This window comes from Brucella lupini (assembly GCF_002252535.1).
Lineage (GTDB): Bacteria > Pseudomonadota > Alphaproteobacteria > Rhizobiales > Rhizobiaceae > Brucella > Brucella anthropi.
This window is the reverse complement of sequence record NZ_NNRN01000057.1, coordinates 118121-144688: the sequence shown is the minus strand read 5'-3', so window position 1 is coordinate 144688 and position 26568 is coordinate 118121. Positions and strand designations below refer to the sequence as shown.

Genomic DNA, 26568 nt, shown 5'->3' with positions numbered 1-26568 from the left:
GTTCTAGAAATCCAATAGAAGTCAGTCGAACTTACGCGAAAAGCGAATAGTGTCACCCACTTCTTCAATCTGCCTGGAATGATTGAAAGCCGGAATGGTTTTCAGACTAAAGGTCGATCCAATTTTACTTGGCTAGTTTTACTTGGCTAGTTTGATTTGGCTAATTTGGTTTGGAAAGTAACCTGAGAAAAAAGCCGCCCCCGATGAGGGATGCGAGCAACCCGGCAGACATGGGCCACGGATAAGCGAGATTGCGCCCAAGCCAATCCGCAAAAACGAGCAGCAATGCGCCGAGCAGAGCGCTGGCGAGCAGGCGCATCGTCACGCTTCTGAACCCGAGCAGGGCAGCAAAATGCGGCACCATAAGACCGATGAAACTGACAGGCCCAATGGTGATCGTTGCCGCTGTTGTTCCAACACCTGCAAGAGCAAGAAGGATCGCGCGGCTTGACGAGACTTTGAGGCCAACAGCGCGCGCTGTCACATCGCCCAACGGAAAGAGGTCGAGTGGGCGCCTGAAAAGAAGAGCCGCAAGCAGAACGATAATCGCGCAGATGCAAACCAAGGCCGCATCATTCCAGCCGATATTGCCCATGGAACCGGAAAACCAGTTCAGGAGGCCAGCTACACGTGGATTGCCGCTGGCAAGAAGCAGGATCATCAGAGCATGGAACATGCTTCCCAAGCCGACGCCGACAAGAAGAACACGCTCTGGCTGGAACGCCATACGCCAGCCGATCCCGGCAATGGCGCTGAGCACCACCAAAGCACCGATGGTGGCAACCACAAGCTTGGAAAGGCCGCTTGCATCGCCAATGAAGAGCACTGCGATTGCAAGCCCGAAGCCCGCGCCATAACCAATGCCAAGCAAGTCGGGACTGGCCATCGGGTTTCGGAGCGTACCCTGTAGAACAAGGCCCGCAACCGCAAGACATATGCCTGCGCCGGCCGCCGTAAAAATACGTGGCACACGCCACCATGTTACGGCCTCTGGTGCGCCAAGGCTCCAGCCTTCAGGTGTTTTCGACACCAGCGCCGATATGATCATGCAAAGGGCAAGAGCGCATGAAAGCGCTAAAAGCAGGTGCAGCGGTTTCTTGATCTGCTCTCTCGCCGGGGTGATTGCCTGCGTTGAAGGCACAGCAGGCAGACGAACGCGGCTTGCCAGAATGACAAGAATTGGTCCTGTGAAAAGGCCTGCAGCGGCACCCGCGGGAATGTTGCCGACGAAAGGCGCTATGGCCCGCAGCAGCTGATCGATACCGACCAGCAGCAACGCACCAAGCAAGGCCGACCATAAGAGCCTGCGCCCATCCTGTCCGGGCGCAAAAGTGCGTGCAAGATTTGGTGCGGCAAGTCCGATCATACCAATCAGTCCAAGACTGCTGGTGATAACCGCAGCCATCGCCGCTGCGGCAGCAAGCAGAACCAGCCGCATCATTGCTGGCGAAATACCGAGTCCCTTTGCCTGATTATCGCCAAGCGAAAGAAGATTGAGCGGCCGTTGCAGGATGAAGATAAGCGCTGCAAGCGGCAGGAGACGCGGGAGAAGATAAAGGCAGACTTCCCAGCCACCTTGCTGCAGGGAACCTGCCTGCCAGGTCAGCAGGTTGATGAGGTAATCATGATTGAAGAGTACGAGCAGGCTGAAGATTGCATTGCAATAAAGCCCGACCATCAAGCCGGCCAGCACGACAGTTGTCGATGAAAACCGTCCGCGAGAGGCGATAAACAGCGAAAGGCTGAGTGCCAGTCCAGCACCGATGAGCGCGATGGCTTCGTTGCCCGCCATCCATAGGCCGGGTGCGAAAACCAGCGTGAAAGCCAGTGCAATCTGCGCGCCGGAGGCAACACCAAGAAGTCCGGGTTCAGCCAGCGGATTGCGCAGAACGGTTTGAAACACTGCGCCGCCAAGCCCGAGCGCACCACCCACAAGCAGGCCAACCGCAAGACGCGGCAGAAAGCTGTAATAACCGATCACATGGCGTGGATCGTCCAGATTGGGAGCTGCCACGATGCGCAGCCATTCCGCAGGCGCAGCAATGCTGAGAAAGCCCTGAACAATGAGCGACAATACAAATGCGACCGACAAACCCAGCATTGCCCAGCGCAGCGGGGAAGCTCGCGTGCGGCCGTGGGTTACTTCAACGCTGCTCACGCCATGTTCTCCAATGCCGAGGCGATGAGATCCGCCAGATGGGCCGCAGAAGGTACACCGCCAAAAGGATGGAATTGATTGAGCCATGCCACGCGCCCGTCGCGCACTGGTCGGAGCAATTTCCACATCGTGTTCTGTTGTAAGGAGCGTTCGGTCTGAACCCGCTGCGAAGGAATATCCACGACGAGAAACGCCGCATCAGCGCTTTCCATCAGCCGATCAAGTCCGACACGCGCCATGCCGGTTCCATTGACCGGGCCTTCCCAGACATTGGAAAGTCCGAGTTTTCGCAACACGGCATCGGGAAGCGTGCCTTCGCCATACATGGTCATTTCACGCCCGCCGATATCAGGCAGCATGATACCCACCGCATAATCATGCTTCGAGACAGTCTCGCGCGCCTTTGCAAAACGGCTTTCCGCGTCCTCAACCACAGAAGACGGCACGGAAGGCGAAACACCGCATAAGTCCGCGACGCGGTTCAGTATCTCGATCGCCAGCCGGTATCGTTCGACATTCGGCGTTGTGATGCTCGGCACCAGCTCGACACGCGCAACATCCGCGATGCGCGGCGTCATCACGAGATTATAGTCCGTTGCGATCACAAAATCGGGCTTCAGCGCTGCAAGGGCTTCAAGATTGATCTCCCAGAACGGCCCGACATCAACGACCGTTTCCGGTAAAACCGGTGCCGCCATGCGCTGACGATAGAACGCTGTATCGGAAAGCCCTACGGGAACAATACCGAATGAAAGCATGGCTTCTGCCGCTGCCCAGTCGATCGCCACCACACGTGGAGGAGATGCGGCGGCGGCTCTGAAACCAAAGCCAGAAAGCCCCGCGCAAAGCGCGAGGCCCGAACCGAACATTATCTGGCGACGTGTCAGCAAAACGCTCGCCTCAGAAACTGACCTTCACACGGCCTATGACCGAGCGGCGATCGCCTTCGTAGCAGCTGAACGCATCCTCGCAGGTGGTGAAATACTTCTTGTCAAACAGGTTTGTGGCATTCACCTGGAAGGTCATGTCCTTGTACTTGTAGCTCACACCGGCATCGACGAGTGTTCGGCCATCGACCTTGATCGTATTGGCTTTGTCGCCATAGCTTGCACCCACATAACGCACGCCGCTACCAAGGCTGAGGCCTTCAAGCATGCCGCTGTTGAACGTGTAATTGAGCCATGCCGAAGCCTGGTGTTCCGGCACCATCGTCACCTGCTTGCCGATAAACGCCGCAGCATCTTCGGTGATTTCCGCCTTGGTATAGGTGTAGGAACCGACGAAATCCCAGCCATAGCTCAGATCGACCTTGCCTTCGAGTTCCAGCCCGCGCGAATGCACCTCGCCCGTCGCCTGTGGCCCATCGATATAGCTGTAGGAAACGACATTCGATTTCACGATGTCGAACCACGCCAGCGTGAACAGCGCGTCGATTTCCTTTGGCTGATATTTTACGCCGACTTCCCACTGACGGCCTTCCGACGGATCGAAAGTGTTGCCGCTGTTATCCGCGCCGAGATTGGGCACAAAGGATTCCGAATAGCTGACATAGGGCGCGATGCCCCATGGCGTCACATAGGTGATACCCGCGCGACCGCTGAATTTCCCAATGCTCTGATCTGTATCACTGGAATCGAGACGATTATGGCTGTTGAGGTCCAGCCAGTCATAGCGCCCGCCCAAAGTGACAATCCAGTTGTCGTTGAACTTGATCTGATCCTGCGCATAAAGCCCGGTCTGATTGTATTTCTGGCGATAGCTTTGCGTTACCGTCGTCGGAACAGAAATCGGAATACCATAAGACGGATTGAACGGGTTCAGCGTTGGGGCCGGATCACGATACTGCGTCACATCGGAATCCGAATAGGAGTAATCAAGGCCGAACAGTGCCTGATGGGAGATGTTGCCGGTTTCAAATTCCGCAATGGCCTGATTGTCGACCACCAGCCCGCTCATATTCTCATCGAAGCGACGCGCCTGACGCGTGATCCCGGTCGGCCCGAGCCCAAGCGCCAGCACATTGTCGAGCAGGAAGCTGACCTGTCCGTAGCGAAGGTTCTGCTTCACCGTCCAGGTGTCGTTGATATGATGTTCAAACTCATAGCCGATGCTGCCCTGCTTCTGGACGCTGCGGTTGAAATCAGGATCACCAACCAGAATATTGGGGTAATTCGGATAAAGGCTGCTGATCGTCGCAGGCAGCACGCTGCCGCCACTATCGTCGCGCAGCAACTGGCCCGAAACCGTCAACGACGTATCCGCATCGGGTGCCCAGGTGAGCGAAGGCGCGATCATGTAGCGATCGTCCTTGACCTCGTCGCCATTGGAATATTCGAACTGCGTGTTGCCCTTGCGAACCACGCCGACCAGACGATAGAGCAGTGTCTTGTCTTCATTGACCGGCCCGGTCAGGTCGACGCCAATCTGCTTGCGATTGAAACTGCCATATTCGACCGATGCTTCATGCGAAGCTTCAGCCTGCGGCTTCTTGGTAACGCGATTGACCAGACCGCCAGCATCGCTCTGTCCGTAAAGCGACGAAACAGGACCACGCAGCACTTCGATGGAATCCAGTTCGTACGGATCGGTACGGAAGAAGGTGTAGGAATTGGAGAGCTGACGCAGGCCGTTCTGATAGGAACTGGTCGACTGCGCGTTGAAACCGCGCATGAAAATCCAGTCATAGCCTTTTGGGTCCGGACCGTAGGTTTCAATGCTTACGCCGGGGACATAACGCAGCATTTCCGTGACGCTTTGCGCATTCTGCATCTCGATCTGCTTGCGGCTGACAACAGATACTGACTGCGGCACCTCGATAAGCGGCGTATTGGTCTTGGTGGCTCCGCCAGAGCTTTCAACGACAACGCTCCTCGACGTGTCGCTGCCACTATTGCCTTCAACGGTAATCGTATCGAGGAGCAAAGACCCATCAGGAGCAACCGCGCCAGCATCGACTGATTGCTGCGCCGATATCGTGACGGTATTGCCGCGCAAACTATATGTGAGGCCAGAACCGGAGAGAATCCGGCCTAGTGCTTCCGAACGTGTCAGCGAACCTTGTGCACCGCCGGAGTTCTTGCCGCGCACAATATTTGCGTCAAAGAACAGCTGAACGCCGGTTTTGTTTGAGTATTGCACCAGCGCTTTGGACAACGGCTGTGCTGCAATATCAAACGACGTGCGCTGCACCTGGCTGTTGGCAGCGGCTTGCGCCCAAACCGTACTTGGCGCGAATGCCGCGACCGCAACCAGCGCACTTGCCGCGAGCAGATGCGCTGACAGCCCGGTTTTAAGAAGAGCCTGAGAACCTTGGCCACGACCAGTCTGAGTTCGGCTCTTCATATCGACGCGCATAGTTTAATCCCCGATGTCTGATGCCCCTGCTTTTGGCAGGATTTTCCTGTTACTTCATGGCTGCCACGCAGCCCCTCAGAGGATTAGACACCTCGGAAACGCGATCTAATGATCGGTAGCTTAAAAAAATTTGATTTTTTTAATCCAGTTATTATCGCCGTGTAACGACGGTCACCCAGCCGGAACCGTTCAGGACCCTGACCGGCAAGGTTTCGGCAATGGTTGCAAGAGCCGCTTCGGCATCACGCGTATCAAAAATTGCCGTAACCGGCATATTGCCGATTTCTGTGTCGGTGAGGAAAATCCTGCCGCGACGATAGCGTTCCAGCTCGCTCAGTACTCGGCTGAGCGGAACGTCCTCAAAGATAATCCTGTCATTGCGCCAGGCTTCAACCGTCTGCTGGTCGGCCCGTTGCGGCAAAGCCGCTTCATCACCGCCATAAGTTATCTGCCAGCCCTCATCAAGGCGCACCGGATCGCTTTGACCAAAAGCCACTGAAACTGCATGCTCAACCACTGAAACAGTGACCGCCCGATCGATCAGTTTCACGTCAAAAGCAGTCCCGAGCGCAGTGATCGTGCCGCCATTGGCGCTAACCACAAAGGGGCGCGACGGATCGGAGGCGACCTGAAAGAACCCCTGCCCTTCATGGAGCACAAGGTTGCGCCCGTTGCCCGAAAAATCGAGGGAAAGCGCCGAATAGCTGCCAAGCTCGACAGTGCTTCCATCGGCAAGCGTAAAGCTGCGACGTTCACCGACACCCGTTTGATAAGTCGCAAACAGACCGGGACGCGACAAGAGATAAGCGCCAGGCAGAAGAACGAGAGCGGTAAGGCCACCCAGAACAACGCCGCGCCGGCCCACACGACCGTCCGATTTATGGCCCGATTGGCGGAAGCGGTCATATTCAGGTTTCACGGCATCGAAGCGTTGCCACAGCGTCTGCGCACGCTCATAGGCCACTCGATGCGCAGGGTCAGATGCAATCCAGGCTGAAAACGCACGCCGGTCATCGGCGCTGACGGTTTTGTCCTGTAACAGCACAAACCATTCCAGCGCCTTCATGTAAACCGGATCGGTTTCAAACTCCTTCATGGGCGTCTTGATGTTCCCGCTTATAATTACTCTGAAAGCCGCCTGTCGAGTTCAGCCAGCGCTGACACGATCTGCGTTATAACCGTATTTCGGGAAATTCCCATACGCTCGGCAACTTCGTCATAACTCAACCCCTCGATCCGGTTGAGAACAAAGGCTTCGCGCCGACGCGGCGGAAGCTGCGCGACGGAATGTAAAAGACGATGAAGCTCGCTGCGATAAAGCACCGTCATTTCCGGCGATGGTCGCGCATCGGCAAAGCGCTCGGGCTCATCGACCTCGATTTCGACATCCGCCCTGCGGCGGGCATCGCGTAAGTGATTGAGCGCAAGATTGCGCGCTGTGCGCTTTACATAAGCAGGACCTGGCGCCTGTGCCGTATCTTCATAGCGGGAAAGCAGGTTCAGGAAGGCTTGCTGAACGACATCTTCAGCCGTGGCGGTATTTCCGACAATACGACGCACAAAAGCCCGCAGACTGATCTGCTCGCTTTCATAGAGTTCTGCCAGATCCCACAACCGGGAAGTCATTTGTTCGCGTGCTCCGAACTAAACATATGCTCCAGCATCTGCGGACGAACAGACACTCATTCACGCGATAAAGGCCCGGAAAATATCGCGCAATCACAATGATTTAGAAGAGTTCCAGGCAGAGAAAACAAACATGCGTCAAATACTCATCTTTTATCGTTTTAAAACATTGGCTTCGGCGGGGAACTCGCGCCCGCTTTCATTGGAAACAAGAGGGCGGCGGCGGAAACTTTGTTGCCCGGATGTACCTAAAATATCACATCATTTGCAGATCAATGAGCCGGCATCGCGATGATATAATGATGCTTCGATCCTCAAGCGGGTTGAGGCATTCTCGGCAAACTGGTCAGCAGTTTCCTCGTATAGGCATGCTGCGGATCGGCCAGAATGTCCCGCGTATTGCCCTGCTCCACGATCCGGCCACTTTCCAGAACGATCAGCCGTTCGCACAAGAGCGCAACCAGTGCGATGTCGTGCGACACCACCACAAAAGTCGTGCGTTCTGAAAGAGAGCGCATGAGATCGATGATACGGGCCCGTGTTGTCAGATCAAGCGCGCTGACCACCTCGTCGGCGATGACGAGCTCCGGTTTAGAGACAATCGCCCGAGCGATGGCTATACGCTGGCGCTGGCCACCTGAAAACTCGTGCGGATAGCGGCGGGCGGCATCCGCTGGCAAATCGACGGAATCGAGCGCTTGTGCAACTGCCTGCGCGATGTCGGTTTCGATTTTCAGAGATCGCAACGGCTCCGCAATAATGTCGAAGACACGCTGGCGCGGATCGAGTGATGAATAAGGGTCTTGAAACACCGCCTGCACCGAACGGCGAAAATCGCGCATGAAACCGCGATTGCCAATATCCAGAGGCTTGCCGCGAAACGAAACGTTCCCCGAAGATGGGCGCTGCAGTCCAAGCAGCAGTTTCAACATGGTCGTTTTGCCGGAACCGGACTCACCGACAATGCCCAGATTGCTTCCGGTCTCAAGTTTCAGATCGACGTCATGCAAAACCGTCTTACCACCGGCATAGGCAAAGGAAACGCCCGAAAGGTCCATCAAAGTCATCGCGCAACCTCCAGAGCGGCATCGAACGCCCGTGCAGCGGCCACGAGCCCCTGCGTATAGGGCTGCTGCGGATCGGTGAAAAGCGTCGCAACCGGCCCTTCTTCTATAAGTTTTCCGTATCGCAGGACCAGCGCGCGTTCCGTAACGGCCGCAACCACCGGCAAATCGTGACTGATGAACAGAAGCCCCATTCCCTCGTCCCGCACCAATTGCTCCAGCAGCTTCAAAATCTCGGCCTGCGTGGTGACATCGAGCGCCGTCGTCGGCTCGTCCGCGATCAGAAGCTTGGGGCGACAGGCGAGAGCCATTGCGATAGCCGCACGCTGGCGTTGACCGCCCGATATTTCGTGTGGCCAGGAACGGGCAATGCGTTCCGGGTCCGGCAGGGATACACGCTCCAGAAGCGAGTGAACCTCGGCATTCACGTCAGCTTGCCCAATTCTGCGACCATCCCGAAGCGCGCGGCGCCGAACGACCAAGCCGACTTGTTTGCCAATCCGCATCAGTGGGTCGAGCGCCGTCATCGGTTCCTGAAAAACCGTTGCAATGCTCTGCCCGCGCAATGGCACCAGCTCACGGTCTCGCGCCCCTATCACTTGGTGGCCGTCGAGCGTGATCGATCCGCTTGCCCGCATGCCGTCCGGCAACAGTCCCATGATGGCAAGAGCCGTCAACGACTTGCCTGAACCGGATTCACCGATCAAGCCAACCCGTTCACCCTGTCCAACCGACAGCGAGACGCCGGAAACCAGAGACCTGCCTGCCGTTTCTATATGGAGGTTCTCCACATTCAGCAAAATGCTCAACGTTGTCTCCTCCGTGTTGGGTCGGCCACGTCACGCAGCCCGTCGGCAAACAGATTGAGCCCGATCACCAATGAGACAAGCGCCAGACCGGGTGCTATGGCACCGAACGGCGCCGTATAAACCGACGCCTGCGCCTCTTGCAGAAGCCGTCCCCAGGATGAATTGGGCGGTGGAGCGCCAAGACCAAGATAGGAAAGCGATGCTTCCGCGATCACCGCCAGACCGAACTGAAGCGCAAAATTGACGATCAGCGTCGGCCAGATGTTCGGCAGCACATGGATGCGGACCAACCCGAGCCGTGATGTGCCGGAAATGCGCGATGCCGTAATGTAATCCATCGCCAGAACCCGCTTTGCGAGGATGCGGGTCAGACGTGCCACGATGGCCGATCCGGCGATACCGATGGCCATGATGGCGGTCGTCAGGCTTGCACCGTCGCTGGAAGCCACGATCAACATGGCCAGCAACAGGGTTGGGAAGGCGATGAGAATATCGAGCGTTGCCGCCAGCACGTCATCAAGCGTCTGCGTTGCAAACGCCGCAAGCACACCCAGCGTGACGCCAATCACTGCGCTGAGTGCGATGGCTCCACAGCCGACGATAAGCGCAATGCGCGAACCGATCATGATTTGTGTCATCAAATCGCGTCCCAGACGATCCGTACCGGCCCAATGCAGCCAGGACGGAGCCTCCAGTCGTCCACCGACCATTTCGCCAGCACCGTAAGGTGTCCAGACCAGCGAGAAAAGAGCGACAGCCAGATGCAACCCCAGCAGCAATCCACCCACAATAAGGGGCCATGGCAGTCGGTAAGCCGGCTTTTCATCCCCAACGGCAGGCGTCATATCAGCAGACTCCGTCATGCACGACCTCCCGCAGACCGCTGGCGCAAGCGCGGGTCAATCAGTCGTTGCAGGAGATCTGCGGCAAAGCCGACCAGCAGCACCAGAAGCGTCGATACAAACAGAACACCCTGGACATTGGGATAGTCGCGCTGCTCTATGCCGAGCAGAAGCATCGAACCGAGACCCGGCAACGAGAAGACACGTTCGACCACCACAGCACCAAGCAAAGTCGAGGCAAGCTCGATACCGAGGATCGAGATCACCGGCACCGCGCCGTTGCGAATACCGTGACGGACAAGCGCCTGCGAGAATGTCGCGCCAAGCGCCCGTGCGGTACGAAGATAGTCGCTGCCAAGCACGTCCTGCGTGGCCGAACGGACATAACGGATCAACGATGCCGACATGACGATGGCAATGGTTGTGACCGGCAATACCAGCGATTGAAAAGCAGCTGGTGCCGACTGCCATCCGCGTGATGGGAAACCACCCGAAGGAAACAACCGCAGCTTAACTGCAAAAAACCAGACCAGCAGAATGCCTATCCAGAACACCGGCACGGCGATGCCGAGCTGGGAGATGACGGATATCACCGTTCCATACCAGCGGTTCTGGCGCACGACCGACAGAATACCGAGTGGTACCGCGATCATGATCGCAACGACGAATGCCATCAGCGTCAAGGGCACGGTCACAATCAGCCGCTTGCCGATTTCGGCAAGAACCGGTGCTCCACTCACAAAGGAATTACCAAGATCAAAGCGCAGGAGGCTACCGATAAAACGCAGAAACTGCTCATAGAGAGGCAGGTCCGAACCGACCTGCTTGCGCGCTGCCTCGATCTGCGCCGCATCCGCGCCGACAGAAACAAGCGCATTTGCGGGATCGCCCGGCAGAAGGCGCAACAGCAGAAACAACACGATCGATGCGATGAAAACCGACAGAACCAATATGGCTGAACGGCGTATGATATAGGCGAAAATAGCGTTTACCTCTCCGATGTGAGGGCAGCGCTCGGACCCTCATGCAAATGCGACAACGCCGCCGGAAATTAATTCAGGCGGCGCGGTCTGTCGAGCTGATGTTCTCGATATCGACAGGCGGTTATTATTCCGCTTTCACAATGTCATAGGCAGAAAACTGGGAGTTCAGGCCGTTGATCGGGTAGCCGCTCACTGATTTTTTCGAAACAACGATCTGCGGATAGAGGTAGAACCAGTTGCTGGCCGCATCTTCGGCAATGATCTTGTTCGCCTCGGTCAGCTTGGCCGTCTGTTCATCCGTCGTAGCACTTGCTTCCGCTTCCTTGATGAGCTCGACAACCTTCGGATTGTTATAACCCCAATAGAAATCGGGATTGCCATAGAACACGATATCGCGATGGTTCACATGCTCCTGCAAGGTGGCCTGGAAATCGTGTGCCTTATAGACCTTCGTGTACCACTCATTGGCAGTGATGACGTTGATCTTGACGGTTACGCCGACCTTGGCCAGCTCGCTCTGGATGAACTGCGCGGCAATCGGGTGTGGATCGTAATTCGGCGTATCGATAGTGAAGGTGAAGCCATCCGGGTAACCAGCTTCCTTGAGAAGTTCCTTGGCACTTTCAGGATCATAGGCGTCGACCTTGGTGAGATCGACATACCACGGATCGGTCGGCGGTACGAATGAGCCGATCAGCGTGCCATAATCGCCCCACACAGCCTTCAAAAGCTTCTGGTCGTCGATTGCACGGGCGAGCGCCTTGCGCACTTTGACATTGTCGAATGGCGCAATACGGTCGTTATAGGCCAGCAGCAGCTTGGTGGTCGACTGCCCTTCGCTGACGGTGAAATCGGGATTGTCCTTGAACTGGGCTAGCGAGTCCGGGCTTTGAACCGACGTGATGATATCAACCGAACCGGTCAGCAAAGCATTATTCAGCGCGCTTGCATCGGTGAAATACTGGAAGACCACCTCGCCGTTTTTCGGCTTGGCGCCCCAATATTTATCGAAGCGCTTCATCGACAGAGACGACCCACGACGCCAGTCTTCCAGCTCGTAAGGTCCGGTTCCGTCTTCCTTCGACTGCAGATCCTTCGCTTCGTCGTTCACCACCCATACATAGCTTAGATTGTACGGCAGCGAGATTGAGCGCGAAGACAGCTTGACGATAACGGTTTCATCATCCGGAGTCTCAACGGCCGAAATAGTCTTGAGGCTGCTTTTGCGTGAGCTCTTCGATTCCGGCGCGGCAACGCGCCCGATGGAGAATTTGACGTCCTTGGAAGTCAACGGCGCTCCAGAGTGAAAAGTCACGCCCGGCTGCAGCTTGAACGTATAGGTCAGCCCGTCGTCGCTGACGCTGTAATCCTTCGACAGGACCGGCTCGACTTTGCCGTCGTCGGCAAGCCGGAACAGGGCCTCATAGACATTGCCGTTGAAGGCTTCGTTGATGCCCTGCCCTGCACCGGCGGTATTGTCGAGGTTTTGCGGCTCGTAGAGCGAGCCGATATTGATTGTCGCGTCCGGGTCGCTTTCCTGCGCCAACGCCTGGCTGAACGATCCGATACCGAGCGTCACGGCCAATGCCGCGCTCAAGCTCCAGTAAGCCAATCCAGATTTGCGATCACGAATGTTGAAGCCGCCCATATTATTCTCCTGCGTGGAAAGCGCCCTATCAGGCTCTCCGTTAGCAACGCTTATACCGCGACCGCGAGAGCATCGGTAAGCGGTGGCACCGTGAGATAGCGAGAATTATTAGAAATTTATTCCATAAAGAGTCAATCTATTGGACAAACCATCCGGACTGCAGCGCAAGCCGTCCGATATAAGGCGCACTGACAAAGCATAACCTCAAGAGATCAGCCATGACTTATATGGATCGGAACCGCGTACAGGATCTGCTCACCGCAGAAGGACTGGATGCACTGGTGCTTTTTCAGCCGGAAAACTTTCGCTATGCCACCGGAATTGCTGCGGGCGTGGCGACAATGTGGGGGCGCGCCGGTTCGGCCATAGCGCTGGTTCCAGCGGATGCCTCGACACGTGCTGGCGCCATTGTCAGCGATCAGGCGCTGACAGCAGCACGCGCAACGGCTGATGAGATCGACTTCCGCTCGCATCGAATCTGGATCGACGCCGTCGCGGTTCGCAACGCCCACACGATAGAAGACCTCAACGCTGCCTATCGCAACAGTGGTAATATCGGTCCCCGCCCGGAAACCTTCGACCAGAAAGCAGCCTTTCAACTGCTTGCCGATATGATTGCCGAACGTGGTCTCGCTCAAGCCAGCCTCGGCGTCGACCTTGAATTCATGCCTGTGGCTGATTTTGTGTTGTTGAAAGAAATTCTGCCTTTTGCCCAATGGCGCGATGCTTCCAGCATCGTAAGGCGGTTGCGCCTGATAAAGAGCCCCCGCGAGATTGGATATCTACGCAATGCCGCCCGTTATGCGGAAAGCGGGTTGCAGAATATGGCGACTGCAGCGCGGTCGGGCTCCACAGCCGCCGAGCTTTCCGATGCCTGGCTGACCGGAGCGACCAATGCTGCCAAAGCAAACGGCCAGAGCCTGTCCGGCCATTGGGCCTATATTTCGGTCGGGCCGAACCTTCAAAACCCTGCCGCACAACTGGCGCAAGGCGACCTCATCAAGGCCGATGTCGGCACGCTTGTGAATGGTTATTCTTCGGATGGCGCGCGCACCTTCGTCTATGGCAAGCCTGCTCCTCTTGCAGAGCAGATTTACAAAGCGCTCCAGGAGACCTTTCAAGCCGGAACAGCTCTGCTGAAACCCGGCAACACATTCGGTCAGGTTCACGAAGCGATGCTCTCCACCATGCGTCGTCATGGCTTTAGCGAATATTATCGTGGGCATTTCGGGCACTCGGTCGGCTCGGCGCTCGGGATCGAGGAATGGCCTTTCATCTCGCATGGCAACGACATGGCCATCGAACCGAACATGGTGCTGGCCGTGGAGGCGCCGTTTTACGCAAACGGACTAGGAGCCCTCATGATCGAAGAACAGTTCCTCATCACCGCCGATGGCGCTGAAACCATGAACGTTCTTTCACAAGAGCTTGTCTCGATAGGCTGAATAGAATGAGGTAGTTGCTGCTCCCGCTCAAACTCTTTCAATATCGAGATTATACTCCCCATCGCGTTGATGGCGGTGCATTTTTCTTTTAATCTTTCCAGAGTGCGAGAATGAGACTCCCATATCATTGATGGAGATAGGGAGTCTCATGCTGCGAAGGTTATCGTCGAAGCCAGCACCTACCACTTCACCTTGAAGCCAACACTCCCCTTGACGGCATAGCTGTTGGCGAAGTGATTGAGGGAAGTGTTGATAGAGCCTTCGCCGTAGACAGCATATTTGTTGTCTGCCCAGGCATAGGTGCCGCCAGCGCCGATCCCAGCCCAGGTCCGGTCATTGTCGGTTTCGAAGTCGATGCCGGACACGTTGACCGTCGTCCCGCCAAGGAATGCCTGATAGACATTGGCAATGCCATAGACGCTGGTATTGACCATCAGTCCGTCATTGCCTTTCCAGTCCGAGCGATAATCCGCTGCGAGGCCCAGGCGTCCCAAAAGACTGTCACCATCATGCAAACTGACGCGACTGCCCCATGTATCACTGAATTCATCTGCATCAATGGATGACCACATCAGCTGTGCTTGTGGCGTGAGTGCCCAGCTGCCCTGCATCGGGATACGCTGCCCGGCTTCGATGCTCAGTGCATAGCCTGTCGCCTTGCGTCCATCGGCAAGGCCGGTATTGGCGGTCCAGGAGTTGAGGTCGTTGTCGAACCACGTCACCTGACCCTGACCGTCAACATAGAAGCCGTTATTGCCGTACCAGGTCGCGGTCGCTCCAAGGCTCCATGCATCCGTGCTGATATCACCATCGCCATGGAAGGAAGAGACATCGCCGCGGGCATGGCCGTATTGTCCGGTGATGCCGCCAATCAGCTTGCCATTCTCGCCCTCATAGAACTGGCCATCGACACCGGCCTGCATGATGACAGTATTGATGTCCTGCTTCATCTGCGACGTTGACGTGTCTGGCTCAAGACGATTATGCCCGCCTTCGACGCGTGCCCAGACACCATACTCATTCACCGTTGCGCCGTTGTCTGAACCATTGCCGTTCTCACCAGTCCAGTAACGACTGCCGACACGCTGCTGGAGGGTGGGCAATTTGTTGAGAGCCAGCATGTTTTGAACATAGCCCTCGTAAACAGGAACACCAGCGCTGTAACGGGGTCTCGGGTTGGAGCCGGAATTGGGTCCATCGACATGGCTGACGAGATACCAGTCACCGTCCGCCGGCGTCCTCTTGCTGCCCTGCTGCAATGTGTAGGCATAAGCGCCGCCGACAACTGCCTGCTGACCATCCTTGGTCTTGTAGCTGTTTGCCAGCGAGAAAGAGCCATTCGATGAGCCTGACACATCGACGACCTTGATGCCGTTGACAGTCTGTGCGCCGGAACCACCTGCATTGTTCACATATAGCTTTGTCGACCCCGATGTATCACCATCGACCTTCAGCATGTCGGTTTTGGAATCATCGCCACCCAGAACCGTATTGACGGTCATCATGCCGCCATTGCCGGTGTAATTGCCTGCAATGTTGAGCACGGTTCCGCCTGTTCCGCCGAAATTGACGTTCCCGGTGTTGCCAAGGCTGGCAAGCGAAGTGGAGTAGCCACCAAGATCAAGTGTGCCGTTGCTGGCAACTTCATAGCCCGAAGATGATGCGTTGAAAGCGCCTTGTGCGCCCTGTTTCAAAGTGCCGCCGGAAACCACCGTCTGGCCTGTGTAACTATTGACGCCAGCCAATGTAAGTGTGCCGGAACCAGTCTTGGTCAAAGCGCCGGAGCCATCGACCACACCGGAGAACAGCGTATCGAAACTCTGGTCAAGGTTGAGATTGCTGCCGCCCATAGCGACATCGCCCGCACCGGCAAGACCACCTGTCGTCGTATTGAAATTCGCGAGATCGACCTTCGCACCTTCATTGACGGTCAACAGACCTGAACCGAAAGCATGATCGGCAGTTCCAGCTTGAACTGTCCCTTTCTCAATAGTCAGGCCGCCGGTAAAGCTGTTATTGCCGGACAATACCAAAGTGCCATCGCCTTGCTTGCGAAGATACCCATTGCCCGACAATGCCTGTGAAACAGTGAAGGTGTTACCAGCATCCGCGATATCAAGCCCGCCGCCATGCTCACCCAAATTCAGCGACCGGGTGGTGGAGGTGAAGCTCGTACCCGTCACCTGCAGCGTGCCGCCGTCAAGCGTCAGACCGGCAGCAGCCGCACCAAGGCTCGCATCCGAAGAAACGGAAAGCACACCATCGGCAATGGTAAAACCTTGAGTAAAATTGCCTGTTCCGGTCAGTGTCCAGGTACCGGAACCGTCTTTGCGATTGGATTGAAATCCTTGATACTGCGTACCAATCAAAGATACGTCGAAACTGCCGTCATCTGAACCGCCAAGCACAAAGGTATTTCCCTGTGTGCCACCTGCCACCACAACGTTTCCTGTGATGGACGAGCCATCATGAATCTCAAATGTGTTATTGCTGCCGAGAATATCGATCGCGTTGGCATCGGCCCCGCCTGCAGAAATAACACCTTCGTTGACGACATGCGCATCAGAATCGATGCGAACACCAGAACCGGAAGCACCCTTTACACCATGCTGATAACCCAACCCACCGTGGCCACCGGTGACTTGTCCCCGATTGATGAAGTTTCCGCCTGCTACATATACGCCGCTACCGCCCGCTCCCCCGTGAGCTCCAGGGTTAACGTCAGAGGAATCATTCGAGGCGTTCCCTCCAGCGCCACCAGTTATGGAACCTCCGTTTATAAGAGAACTGGATTGCACAACCACGCCGTCGCCGCCACCGCCGCCGCCAGCCTTGTAGGCTGCCGGCGAGGAACCACCCGCGCCACCGGCACCGCCGGATACTGTAGCTCCAGTGGATATTCTAAGTGCTGCCCCGCGCAAGACAACGCCGGCACCACCACCACCGCCGCCGCCTGCAGCTTTCTGATAAGCACCCACGCCGCCAAGCCCGCCGGCACCGCCGGTTACGGTTGAACCACTCAACAGTGAATAGGAATCATTGTTTTTGAGAAACAACCCTGCTCCGCCGCCGCCGCCGGACCCTCTATTCTTTACACCGTCACCGCCTTTTCCGCCTTGGAGATTGACCGGATCCGAACCTACGGTTGTCGCCCCAACGTCGCCGCCCTTACCTCCGGCGGTAATCACACCACTCATAATAGAGGTAGCACCGTCCCCACCTACCCCGTCAACAGAAGCTGCTCCACCGAACCTGTTAATTGCATCAAGGCCACCACCGCCGCCGCCATAGCCATTCCCCTTGCCGCCTGCGGCCGAATATGAATCCGGCAGACTCGACGAATCCAAGGTATCTCCCGTTCCTCCGGCACCCCCCGGCAGATCGTCAGCGTGAGCGATACTGACGCCGCCAATGAGAGGCGCAACCGTTAGTGGAGACACAACGGAAATGGTCAGAGCCAAATATGATGCGCTATTTAAGAATAAAGTATATAATTTGCTCATAATATTTCCAGAGAAAATAATTGATTTTTGATCAATGTATATGAATATAATCCACCATTCCAATAAAAAAACAATTCTATCGTAAAACTTAGATTACTAATAATTATATTTATTATATTGAATAAATACACTGAACTGTGAATCGATATAATCATGAATCTTGTGATTGAATCCGTATCGTCTCACTGGAGGCAAGTTCTACCAACACGTTCCTTGCGTTCCGCTCAAGCAGCTGTGATCGGTTATCGTCGCTGAGGCCGTCGTGCCGCCTGTCTTAGACAAACAGCATCTATTCAATCCATTCCAGCGCGAGCAGGAAGGTCGCCCGACGATGCGACTACCGGCAAACGTCTCGTTACAAAATTGAAGAACCGAAAGCGTTGGCAGCCGAAAATGCCCGGCTCAAACTCCTTTTAAGGAGCAACTGAAAACCAAACTCGGAGAATTGTAGTGGCCGTCGCCCACTTCTTGTCGAAGATGATGGCCGGGCGTAGTGTCCTGATCTTTCAGCTTACCAACTGATTTCGTCGCCATTATAGGACAGGAAGGCCCCGGTTTTGGGAGCACCGGCGATTACCGTTCTCAATCCACACGCGCTGTTCTCCGCATTCACGACTGCTCCTTCACCGCCCATATCCGTCTTTACCCAGCCGGGGTGAAGTGCAATCACCTTTATGCCTTCGGCCCGAAGATCCAAGGCCAGTTGGGCGGTCGCCATGTTCAATCCGGCTTTGGAGCACCGATAGGCATAATCGTCGTCGTCATCGTCCAGCAGACCCTCTGAGATCGAGCCGGCCCGGCTGCTGATATTGGCAATCATCGGCTCCGTGCCACGCGCCAGGCAGTTCCGCAATGCGCGCGCTACCAGAACAGGGCCGAGCATATTTGTCCTGACGACTGCCATGAAATCATCCGGATCGAGCGGCGCAAGGCCAGCAATGCGACTGCGAACAGCCGCATTGTTGATGACAAGGTCTAGAGAACGCATGGTCAGACGATCACCAAGCGCTGCCACCGAAACCGGGTCAGCCGTATCGAGCATCTGAAACTCGATACCGGGGGCGCATGGCGTTTCAGGCGGCCGGCGACCGCAGGCGATCACACGCCAGCCATCCTTGGCATATTGCCATGCCAGTTCGCGGCCAAGGCCGCGTGTGGCTCCGGTAATGAGGACGGTCCTGTGCCCGTTGTCAGCCAATCGCCGCGCTCCTCGTTTCAATATTTCCGTCCTGCCTTGCAATGAGGGCATAAACCTCGCCAGAATATTTGACGCGACGCTCCTGGGTTTTGAAATCGATATGGGTAATGCCGAACGGTGTCGTGTAACCAAAGGCCCACTCAAAATTGTCTGTCAGCGTCCAGGCGAAGTAACCCCTCACCGGCACGCCCTCATCAATGGCTTTGGCCACCTGCTCCAGATGATCGACATAATATTTCGCTCGCAGATCGTCCCAGACATGCCCATCCGGCCCCACATCTTCCGGCCGCGTTGCCACGCCGCTTTCGGAAATATAGATTTCCTTTGGCGCATAACCGTCATTTACATAATGAAGAATGTCATAGATGCAGCGCGGCCAGACTTCATAACCAACTGCGGAATAGGTGCCTTCCGGCTGTACGCGACGATAGTTGAGCGGTGGCAGTTCGTCACCTGCCGCGATCACAGACCGGCGATAGATGTTAACGCCCAGATAATCGAGCGGCTCCGCAATCGTCTTGTTGTCTTCCGGATGGATGGGCGGCAGGAGATCGCCGTAAAGCTCCAACATGTCCTGCGGATAGGCGCCCTTGAAAACGGCATCTAGGAACCAGCGGTTCTGTGCACCATCGAAACGTTTCGCTGCCGCAACGTCACGCGGATCGTCGCTGGCCGGTTCCGCCACGTTGAGATCGAACACAATGCCCACGGAGACATCAGCGCGTTCTGCACGAATGGCCTGAACAGCCTTGCCGTGGCCAAGCAGTGCATGATGGCTTGACGTGACCCCACCCTTCACGCCATCAGCCAAGCCCGGCGCATCTTCGGCGCTGGCATGGCCTGACCAGCAGAAGGTCCATGGTTCATTGAGCGTCGTCCACTTCTTGACGCGATCACCGAAACTGCGAACGGCAACCGAGGCATATTCGGCCAGCGCATCCGCAGTCTCCCGAACATACCAGCCGCCCTTGTCCTGCAAGACCTGCGGCAGATCCCAATGATAGAGCGTCGCATAGGGTTCGATGCCCGCCTCCAGCAGATCGTCTATGAGGCGGTCGTAAAAGCCTATTCCCTTGGAATTGACCGCACCGTACCCCCCCGGCAAAATCCGGGTCCAGGCGAGGGAGAAGCGATAGGCTTTAAGGTCCATCGCTTTCAGCACCGCAATGTCCTCGCGCCAGCGATGGTAGTGATCGCAAGCAACGTCACCGCTGGACTGGTCGATGATTGCGCCCGGCTTTTTGCTGAACCGGTCCCAGATGCTCTCGCTCTTGCCGTCTTCATAAGGGGCGCCTTCGATCTGATAGGCCGAGGTCGCGGCACCAAAAGCAAAGTCCTTCGGAAAGACCAGTCCGGAGGCGCGCTGCTGCAGGTCTTGGCGGGCTTTAACGATGTTTGTTGGCATCATATTTTCTCTCGATTGTGCTGACGAGACTGGCCGCAGCCAGCGTGAGGAGGATGTAGAAGATCGCAGCCGAATTATACGGCGCGAACGGCAGGAAGCTTGCTGACTGGAACTCGCGCATGCGCTGCGTGATATCCCGAATGGACAGGATCGACAGAAGCGACGTGTCCTTGAGAATAGCGATCAGTTCGTTGCCGAGCGGCGGGATGATGATACGGAAAGCCTGTGGCAGGATCACCAGACGGGCGGTCTGCCAGCCGTTGAGACCAAGGCTGCGCGCCGCCTCGATTTGTCCCCGCGGAATTGCGTTGATGCCGGAGCGGAAAATTTCCGCCAGATAGGCCGAGTAGGCCAGCGCCATCGCTGCCACACCGCGAGCCATATTCGGCGGATCGATCACGCCCTGCGTGGCGTCCTTCAGTGCGCCGCTCAAGGGCAGGCCGACATAGAGTACGATAACGAGCATGGGAATGCCCCGGATCGTATCCACGATGAATTCTGAGCCGATGGAGAGAGGATGACGGCGATGGATATGACCGCAAGCCGTCAGCAATCCGAGCGCAATGGCCAGAACGACGAAGGCAATGCCCGCCGACTTGTCGCGGTCGTTCAACGCTTCCGTCTGCCACAGGACAGGCACGTTCGCCGGGACTGAAGCCGCCGGAAGCAGAACCGCGCTGACATCCGCCTTCTTGCCAAGGGCGGCGAGCGCTTCAGGCGGACCGCGAAATGTGCGCAATGGCACTTCGTTTTCGGGACCATCGGGAAACTGGCCGTATCGCACCGTACCGATCATGCTCGATGGCGTGCCGGTTACCACGCCGATCTTGCCGTCGAGGGTGCCGGCGAGCGTATAGGCCTGGCGCGGCTGAAACAGAAACCAGGCAGCCATGCAGGCCATCAGCAACGTCAGGCCGATGAAGATAAAGTCTCCCCGGCTGCTATATTGAAGCTTTTGCAGGCCAACCCAAAGCAGGGCCAGAAGCGCCGCAATGATATAGGCCGAAATGGCCGCCCGAATGGTCGTTGCAACCCCGGCGGCAAATGCCACATGCGCTGCAAAGAGGACAAGAAATAATCCAAGCCCGTTGATCGTTGCCAGCAGGATGAAACCCGCCTTGCGCGATCCCGACAATCCGTTCCCGGATCGCCCCGTCAGGCTCAGGAGCAGACCCAGAACGGTCGCACCGAGATAGCTCAACAGGATGATGAACCCGTACCGATCCGTCGCTAGTGCCGCAGCCTCGGTAAGGCGCCGCGGTGTGACGCCTTTCACCACGAGATCGGACGTGAACGGATCGACCCCATTGGCCACAACCGAGTGCAGATAGGGATACACAACAGGTGTTGCCACGAGCGCGGCAGCCGACAGGAGATTGAGCGCCGCGCAAGGAATCCCCCAGCGCGTATTGTTCCTGCGCATGAACAACATCGTGACAAGACCGGAGGCAAAGGCTGCGCAAAGCAGCACAAAACCCGGCACGAAAGCTGATGATCCCGGCTCGACGCCCAGGATAGCCAGAAGCGAACGCTGGTAGTCGTTTGAACTGGCGAAGAGATAGACGACAAATGGCAGTGCGGCGAGCACGATCATGTTGCTCGGACGCAAGCGCATCAAAAAATACATTTGAACCGTCTCCCGACCCTCTGGATGCGATGTTCCAGAGGCGTTGCGTGTGGGCCAAGGCCAACGGAGTTGGAGTCGTTGGAACTGCTCTATCTGTTTTGCCTATCCCGAAAACCGCCATGCGTTCTTCGGGATAGGCTCACCTTCTTGGTTTTGCGCATCATCTCGGCAGCACGTGCTTTACTTTCGCAGGTTCACCGCCAGAAATGTTCCGGACTATTTTGCGCCCCAATATTTGCTGATGAGAGCATCGAGCGTGCCGTCTTCCTTGATGGCCTTGATCCCTTCATTGAAGGCGGCAGCAGTTTCATCGCCCTTGCGGAAGACCAGCCCCAGCGGATCGGATTGCAGGTCGCGAATTGGAACGACGAGCTCGCCTGCGAATTCCTTTTCATAGGCGGGTGCATTGGCCCCGTTGATCACCACGCCGTCGACGTCCTTGTTCTTGAGCGCGATGACGGAGGCGCTGAAACTGTCATAGGCAACAACATTATCCTTGCCGACAATACCTTCGGCTACCTGAGCGTCGGTCGTATTCGCCTGCGCCGACAGCTTTTTGCCTTTCGACTTGAAGTCATCAAGTGTCAGGCCATCATCTTCGGCACGCATCAAAACGGCCTGGCTGTTGACGATGTAAGGCTCGGAGAAATCCATCGCCTTCTTGCGTTCATCGGTAATCGAGACTCCCGATGCAACGAGATCGAAATTGCCCTGCTCCAGAGCCGCGAAAATGCCATCCCAGCCCGTGGTCACGAATTCCGCCTTGCAATTGATCTTGGCGCAGATTGCATTCACCACGTCGACATCGAAGCCGACGATCTGCCCCGTAGCCGGATCGACGCTTTCCATCGGCGGCGAGGTCGTGTCGGAACCGACCTTGAGCATTTTTCCCTCAAGATCGGCCGCATGTGCGGCGACAGAGGACATCAGCGCGAGCGCCAAAGTCAGGATTGTCTTTTTCATGTGTACTCCTCCCATTAGAACACTTTCGACGAATGCACGAAGCGGTTGCACCTCTGAAACAGCATTGAAAGCTGTTCGCCGGAGCGGTTCCCGCCACCCCGTGAGAAGGCCAAACCGCTCTAGGAATTAAGCTTCCCGCCCAGATCGTCGGGCTGACGCGCGACGAGCTCCGGACGAAAAACCTCCCTCAATTGCGCAGGGTCTTCCCCTCCCATACGCCGCAACAGAAATTCCCCCAGCCGTTGCCCCAACACTTCGATCGGCTGATAGAGGGTCGTGATCGGCGGAGTGAAATAGGCGCTGACATTGATGTCGTCATAGGCGATGACGTCGATGTCCTGCCCGACTTCCAGCCCCAGCGACCGCAATGCGGACAACACACCGAGCGTTGTCGCTTCATTGACACAGACCAGCGCCGTCGGTGGATCACGCTCTTCCCGGAGAGCCAGCGCAGAATCGCGTCCGAAGCGTGTGGACAAGTCGCCGCCGATAACCAGATCGGTACATGGCGCAGCACCTGCCTCTGTGAAGGCACGCGTAAAACCATCGATCCTGTCGAGAGCATAGGAAAAACGCGCATCCGCATTCACCAGACCGATGCGCCGGTGCCCGCCAGCGATCAGTCGTGCAGTTGCGGCATGTGCGGCCCATTCATTGTCCACGTCGACATGGGCATAAACGAGCGATTTGCGGCATCTCCCCAGGGACACGAAAGGAAAGTCAGCCTCGACCAGCATGTCGATGCGCGCATCGTCGGCCAGAACGCCTGAAAAGATCAGACCATCGGCGAGGCTTTGATCGACGATGCGGCGCGTGATGGCACAGGCATCGTCAAAACTGCGATAGCCATAAACGGAAAGCTGATAATCGCTATCATCGAGAATCTGGCTGAGACCGCTGAGAATCTGCGTATATTCGACACCGTCCCATTCATAACCCGCCACCGAATTCATCGGCATCAATACGGCGGCTTGATAGGTCTTGCCGGTACGCAACGCCATGCCACGGGCATTGGCCTGATAGCCAAGCTCGTCTGCAGCGGAGAGAATAATCTTGCGTGTCTCTTCCGTCACGACCGGCGAACCGTGCAATGCCTTCGAAATCGTCGCAATCGAATAGCCCGTGTGTTCCGCGAGCGTTTTGATCGTCGGTCGCACACGCGTTTTTATTCGGTCAATCGACCTCGACATTTCAAGCTCCCACAATCGTCATACCAAAACGGTAACAACATATAAAAACGTTTTCAAGAAAAATAAAAACGTTTTTATGTCGGAGAATGTCTTGTGCCCGTCAAACAATCGGGGTGCGATTCAATTTGATTGAAGCAGATCGGATTATTGGGTCGGTTTCGGCTGGGGCGGAAAAAACTTTAACGGAATAGTCCAATGATTTTCGAGCCAGCAAATTCAATGACTTACGTTTAGAAAATGCAAGCGGATCAAGAACCGTCGGCCTTAGCCCTGCCCAGTTTGGCCAACACAAAGAGATACTCGGCTTTGCCCCACGTTGGCCAGATATATCTTTTCATCATACGACACACTACCGCAGACTTGGGTGTGTGTTCGCAAGACAGCGGGCGCATAATATGAGAACGGGAGGCTCTTCAGAAACAGTAAGGTGACCATCATGAAACCGTACTCACTATTCGTTGTTGCTGGATTGGCGTTAATGAATGCCACAATTGCTTATGCGGGTTCAAACACAGCATTACAAAGCACGTCCACATTACCATCGACTGATCCAGCAGAGACAATCGTCCATGTGGCAACGTCAGCGCAGCTGGAAGCTGCTAAGCCACGAGTCTGTCAATACAAGACTTGGCAAGATTGCATAGCAGCCTGCGGAACCTCGCTGTGCATATATTGCTCAGGTAATGGAAAATATGCCTGCGAAAAGGAGTAATAAGACGTTAGTGCATGGGTGCGAACGGAATTGGGACGTACACAGCTCAGCATACGATCGAGCGCCCGGCAGCCAAAGACGCTTTCCATTTGCTGATTGGGTCGGTTCCGGCAGAGGGTGAAATGATACGTATAGCTGTCTCAATTTAACCCGTTCGCATTTTCTAAACGTAAGTCATTGAATTTGCTGGCGCGGAAATTATCCCAAACAGTCTCTTGTTCTCTCGGGATGGCATCCATCAATATCCGACCACTTCATAAACGACGGAAATCATTGGACTATTTCGTTAGAGTATTTTTCGCCTCGTCGGAACTGACGCCAGTATGCAACAAACGCCCGGGACGCTCGGCTTCAAAAAAACCGAAACTCCGTAGCAACCTTCACTGAAAAAATAATTGCTACAGAATATGTAGGCGCGTCGGCACTCTAATAGACACAGACCAAACTCTAACTGTAACTCCATAATTTAGACTGCTGATTTGTTCTATAATGTTTCGCTATACATCACCGCCTCATGTTGACAAAAAAACTGTGTAATATTTTATTCATCCTGTTTCGATCTGTGAGAACCGATCAACACAAAGGGAGGACAGAATGGATATCAGGCCGTCTATCTTTGCCTGGACTTTGACTTGTTCGCTGGCAGTATCTGGCGTTGCATTTTCTCAAGAAACGCGCACGAAAGTCATTTTAGACGCGGATATGGTCGAGCTATTCGATGATGGCACCGCCATGCTTCTGCTGGAGCGCGCTCCCAACATCGACCTGCTGGGCGTAACCGTCGTTTCAGGAAACACGCCCATGCCAGCCGGTGTCGCCGCGGGCGCGCGACAACTGGAGGCGCTCGGCTCTGAGGTGCCAATCTACGAAGGCAGCCGTTACGGCATTCGCAACTGGCGAGGAAACAAAGCCACCCCGGAGGTGCTGGCAGCCGAACTGCAAATCAGCCCGATCACCGGTTGGGGCGGTTATCTGCGGCCGGATGCGGGCAATGAGATTGATGCCGATCCGACGGCAAAATGGTCCGACGTCTACAAGCATAAATATGGCGAGGCCCCATCCTATAAACGGGTGTATGGCCTGGATAATCCGGACCCGGATGGCAACAGAGACGCTGTGGATTTTCTCGTCGACACCGTCAACAAGTATCCCGGCCAGGTCAAGCTGGTGGCAATTGGTCCACTCACCAATATTGCACGCGCCATCCTGAAGGATCCGAGCTTTCCATCGAAGGTCGCTGAAATCGTCTATATGGGCGGCGCCTTCTACGTTCCGGGGAATTCGTCGGCATCGGCAGAGTTCAACTGGTGGGCAGACCCTGAAGCCGCCAAGATCAGTGTCAGGTCGAAATGGGGCGATCCGAATTCCGAATCCTTCAAGGCATATGGCAATCAGGTGATCTCCGGTCTGGAAGCCAATGAACATACGGGAGGAATGCCGGAGGACCTCTATCGGAAAATGGTCGACAATAGCCCTCCCGGCATTCAGAAACTCTGGCTTGCACGCGAAGAACAGATCAAGGCGCAAGGCGGAACCACATTCGGACCCGATAACGTCTGGGACCTGTTTGCGGCCGCCTATGTCATCGACCCGTCGATTGTCCTTGCCTGGAACAACGCCCCTCGCCCCAAAGATGGCGCAGCTGTACCTGCCACCGGTGTCTATGTCGACGTGAACACCGAGATGGGTCTCGACTATGGCCGAAGCCTTGCTTTCACCAACAATGATATAGGAGGTAATGCGGAGGCAAAACCGGGACCGGTCGGCACTCAGAAAGCTGCCATTCAGAACTACATCGATGAAGACAAATTCTGGAAAGAGATCGTCGTTCCGCTAACCACCGTTTCGAAGAATTAAAGCATGATCCGATCGATGCAAAACGCGGGTCGATAAGATTTCTGCTTGTTTAGATAGTCTGCCTGCTCACAGGATTGCAGGCATTACAGAAGCAATCGAGGCGGTGGGAGCTCAACTGCGTCATCTGCCGCCTCATAAATTGGGTACGATTCGGCAAAACCTGACACCGGAGTTCCGGTGCCAG

The 26568-nt window shown here is 55.9% G+C and carries 18 protein-coding genes; 2 read left to right on the top strand and 16 right to left on the bottom strand.

Translation table 11 applies throughout. The features are described 5' to 3' along the window. Positions 1 to 160: 160 nt before the first annotated feature. The 10 genes from fhuB to CES86_RS22205 all read right to left on the bottom strand — a co-directional run bounded on the left by fhuB (position 161) and on the right by CES86_RS22205 (position 12484). Positions 161 to 2158: a Fe(3+)-hydroxamate ABC transporter permease FhuB gene (gene fhuB / locus CES86_RS22250; RefSeq protein ID WP_094515480.1), complete on the bottom strand. Its 1998-nt coding sequence runs from the start codon at positions 2156 to 2158 to the stop codon at positions 161 to 163. After that, complete coding sequence (locus CES86_RS22245; protein ID WP_226622698.1) at positions 2155 to 3048, bottom strand: ABC transporter substrate-binding protein; 894 nt, start codon at positions 3046 to 3048, stop codon at positions 2155 to 2157. The genes fhuB and CES86_RS22245 overlap by 4 nt, the downstream gene beginning before the upstream one ends. Before the next feature lie 10 nt (positions 3049 to 3058). Continuing rightward, the gene (locus CES86_RS22240) at positions 3059 to 5512 is read right to left on the bottom strand and encodes a TonB-dependent siderophore receptor (RefSeq protein ID WP_029928611.1); all 2454 of its coding nucleotides are present in this window, start codon (positions 5510 to 5512) and stop codon (positions 3059 to 3061) included. 151 nt (positions 5513 to 5663) lie between these two features. After that, on the bottom strand, positions 5664 to 6608 hold the full coding sequence (locus CES86_RS22235; protein ID WP_094515479.1) for a FecR family protein: 945 nt from the start codon (positions 6606 to 6608) through the stop codon (positions 5664 to 5666). Between the two features lie 26 nt (positions 6609 to 6634). Beyond that, positions 6635 to 7138 carry an RNA polymerase sigma factor gene (locus CES86_RS22230; RefSeq protein ID WP_029928614.1) on the bottom strand — a complete coding sequence of 168 codons (504 nt, stop codon included), beginning with the start codon at positions 7136 to 7138 and terminating at the stop codon, positions 6635 to 6637. Positions 7139 to 7452: 314 nt separating this feature from the next. Next, a complete protein-coding gene (locus CES86_RS22225) occupies positions 7453 to 8205 on the bottom strand; it encodes an ABC transporter ATP-binding protein (protein WP_094515478.1) in 753 nt (250 codons plus the stop codon). After that, positions 8202 to 9011 carry an ATP-binding cassette domain-containing protein gene (locus CES86_RS22220; protein ID WP_094515477.1) on the bottom strand — a complete coding sequence of 270 codons (810 nt, stop codon included), beginning with the start codon at positions 9009 to 9011 and terminating at the stop codon, positions 8202 to 8204. Before CES86_RS22220 ends, CES86_RS22225 begins: the two co-directional genes overlap by 4 nt. After that, positions 9008 to 9874 (bottom strand): ABC transporter permease, encoded by an 867-nt coding sequence (locus CES86_RS22215; RefSeq protein WP_094515476.1) that lies wholly within the window; start codon positions 9872 to 9874, stop codon positions 9008 to 9010. The genes CES86_RS22220 and CES86_RS22215 overlap by 4 nt, the downstream gene beginning before the upstream one ends. Next, complete coding sequence (locus CES86_RS22210; protein WP_010660521.1) at positions 9871 to 10803, bottom strand: ABC transporter permease; 933 nt, start codon at positions 10801 to 10803, stop codon at positions 9871 to 9873. The genes CES86_RS22215 and CES86_RS22210 overlap by 4 nt, the downstream gene beginning before the upstream one ends. 157 nt (positions 10804 to 10960) lie before the next feature. Beyond that, entirely contained in the window at positions 10961 to 12484 is a 1524-nt protein-coding gene (locus tag CES86_RS22205) for an ABC transporter substrate-binding protein (protein ID WP_094515475.1), read from the bottom strand. A gap of 218 nt (positions 12485 to 12702) precedes the next feature. Between CES86_RS22205 and CES86_RS22200 the strand changes: the two genes are divergently transcribed. Next, a complete protein-coding gene (locus CES86_RS22200) occupies positions 12703 to 13929 on the top strand; it encodes a M24 family metallopeptidase (protein ID WP_094515474.1) in 1227 nt (408 codons plus the stop codon). Between the two features lie 179 nt (positions 13930 to 14108). Here the strand turns inward: CES86_RS22200 and CES86_RS22195 are convergent, their stop codons facing one another. From CES86_RS22195 to CES86_RS22170, 6 genes are all read right to left on the bottom strand, one after another. Further along, complete coding sequence (locus CES86_RS22195) at positions 14109 to 17432, bottom strand: autotransporter family protein (protein WP_094515473.1); 3324 nt, start codon at positions 17430 to 17432, stop codon at positions 14109 to 14111. A gap of 511 nt (positions 17433 to 17943) precedes the next feature. Continuing rightward, a complete protein-coding gene (locus CES86_RS22190) occupies positions 17944 to 18630 on the bottom strand; it encodes an SDR family oxidoreductase (protein WP_094515472.1) in 687 nt (228 codons plus the stop codon). Further along, positions 18623 to 20038, bottom strand: a complete 1416-nt coding sequence (locus CES86_RS22185; protein WP_231771533.1) for a GH1 family beta-glucosidase — start codon at positions 20036 to 20038, stop codon at positions 18623 to 18625. The genes CES86_RS22190 and CES86_RS22185 overlap by 8 nt, the downstream gene beginning before the upstream one ends. Further along, positions 20016 to 21662, bottom strand: a complete 1647-nt coding sequence (locus tag CES86_RS22180) for an amino acid ABC transporter permease (protein ID WP_094515471.1) — start codon at positions 21660 to 21662, stop codon at positions 20016 to 20018. The genes CES86_RS22185 and CES86_RS22180 overlap by 23 nt, the downstream gene beginning before the upstream one ends. A gap of 216 nt (positions 21663 to 21878) precedes the next feature. Beyond that, positions 21879 to 22625 carry a transporter substrate-binding domain-containing protein gene (locus CES86_RS22175; RefSeq protein ID WP_011982518.1) on the bottom strand — a complete coding sequence of 249 codons (747 nt, stop codon included), beginning with the start codon at positions 22623 to 22625 and terminating at the stop codon, positions 21879 to 21881. Positions 22626 to 22744: 119 nt separating this feature from the next. Continuing rightward, a complete protein-coding gene (locus CES86_RS22170) occupies positions 22745 to 23815 on the bottom strand; it encodes a LacI family DNA-binding transcriptional regulator (RefSeq protein ID WP_094515470.1) in 1071 nt (356 codons plus the stop codon). 1306 nt (positions 23816 to 25121) lie between these two features. On the opposite strand from CES86_RS22170, the gene CES86_RS22165 reads away from it, so the two are divergent. Further along, complete coding sequence (locus CES86_RS22165) at positions 25122 to 26384, top strand: nucleoside hydrolase (RefSeq protein WP_011982516.1); 1263 nt, start codon at positions 25122 to 25124, stop codon at positions 26382 to 26384. Positions 26385 to 26568 lie beyond the last annotated feature (184 nt).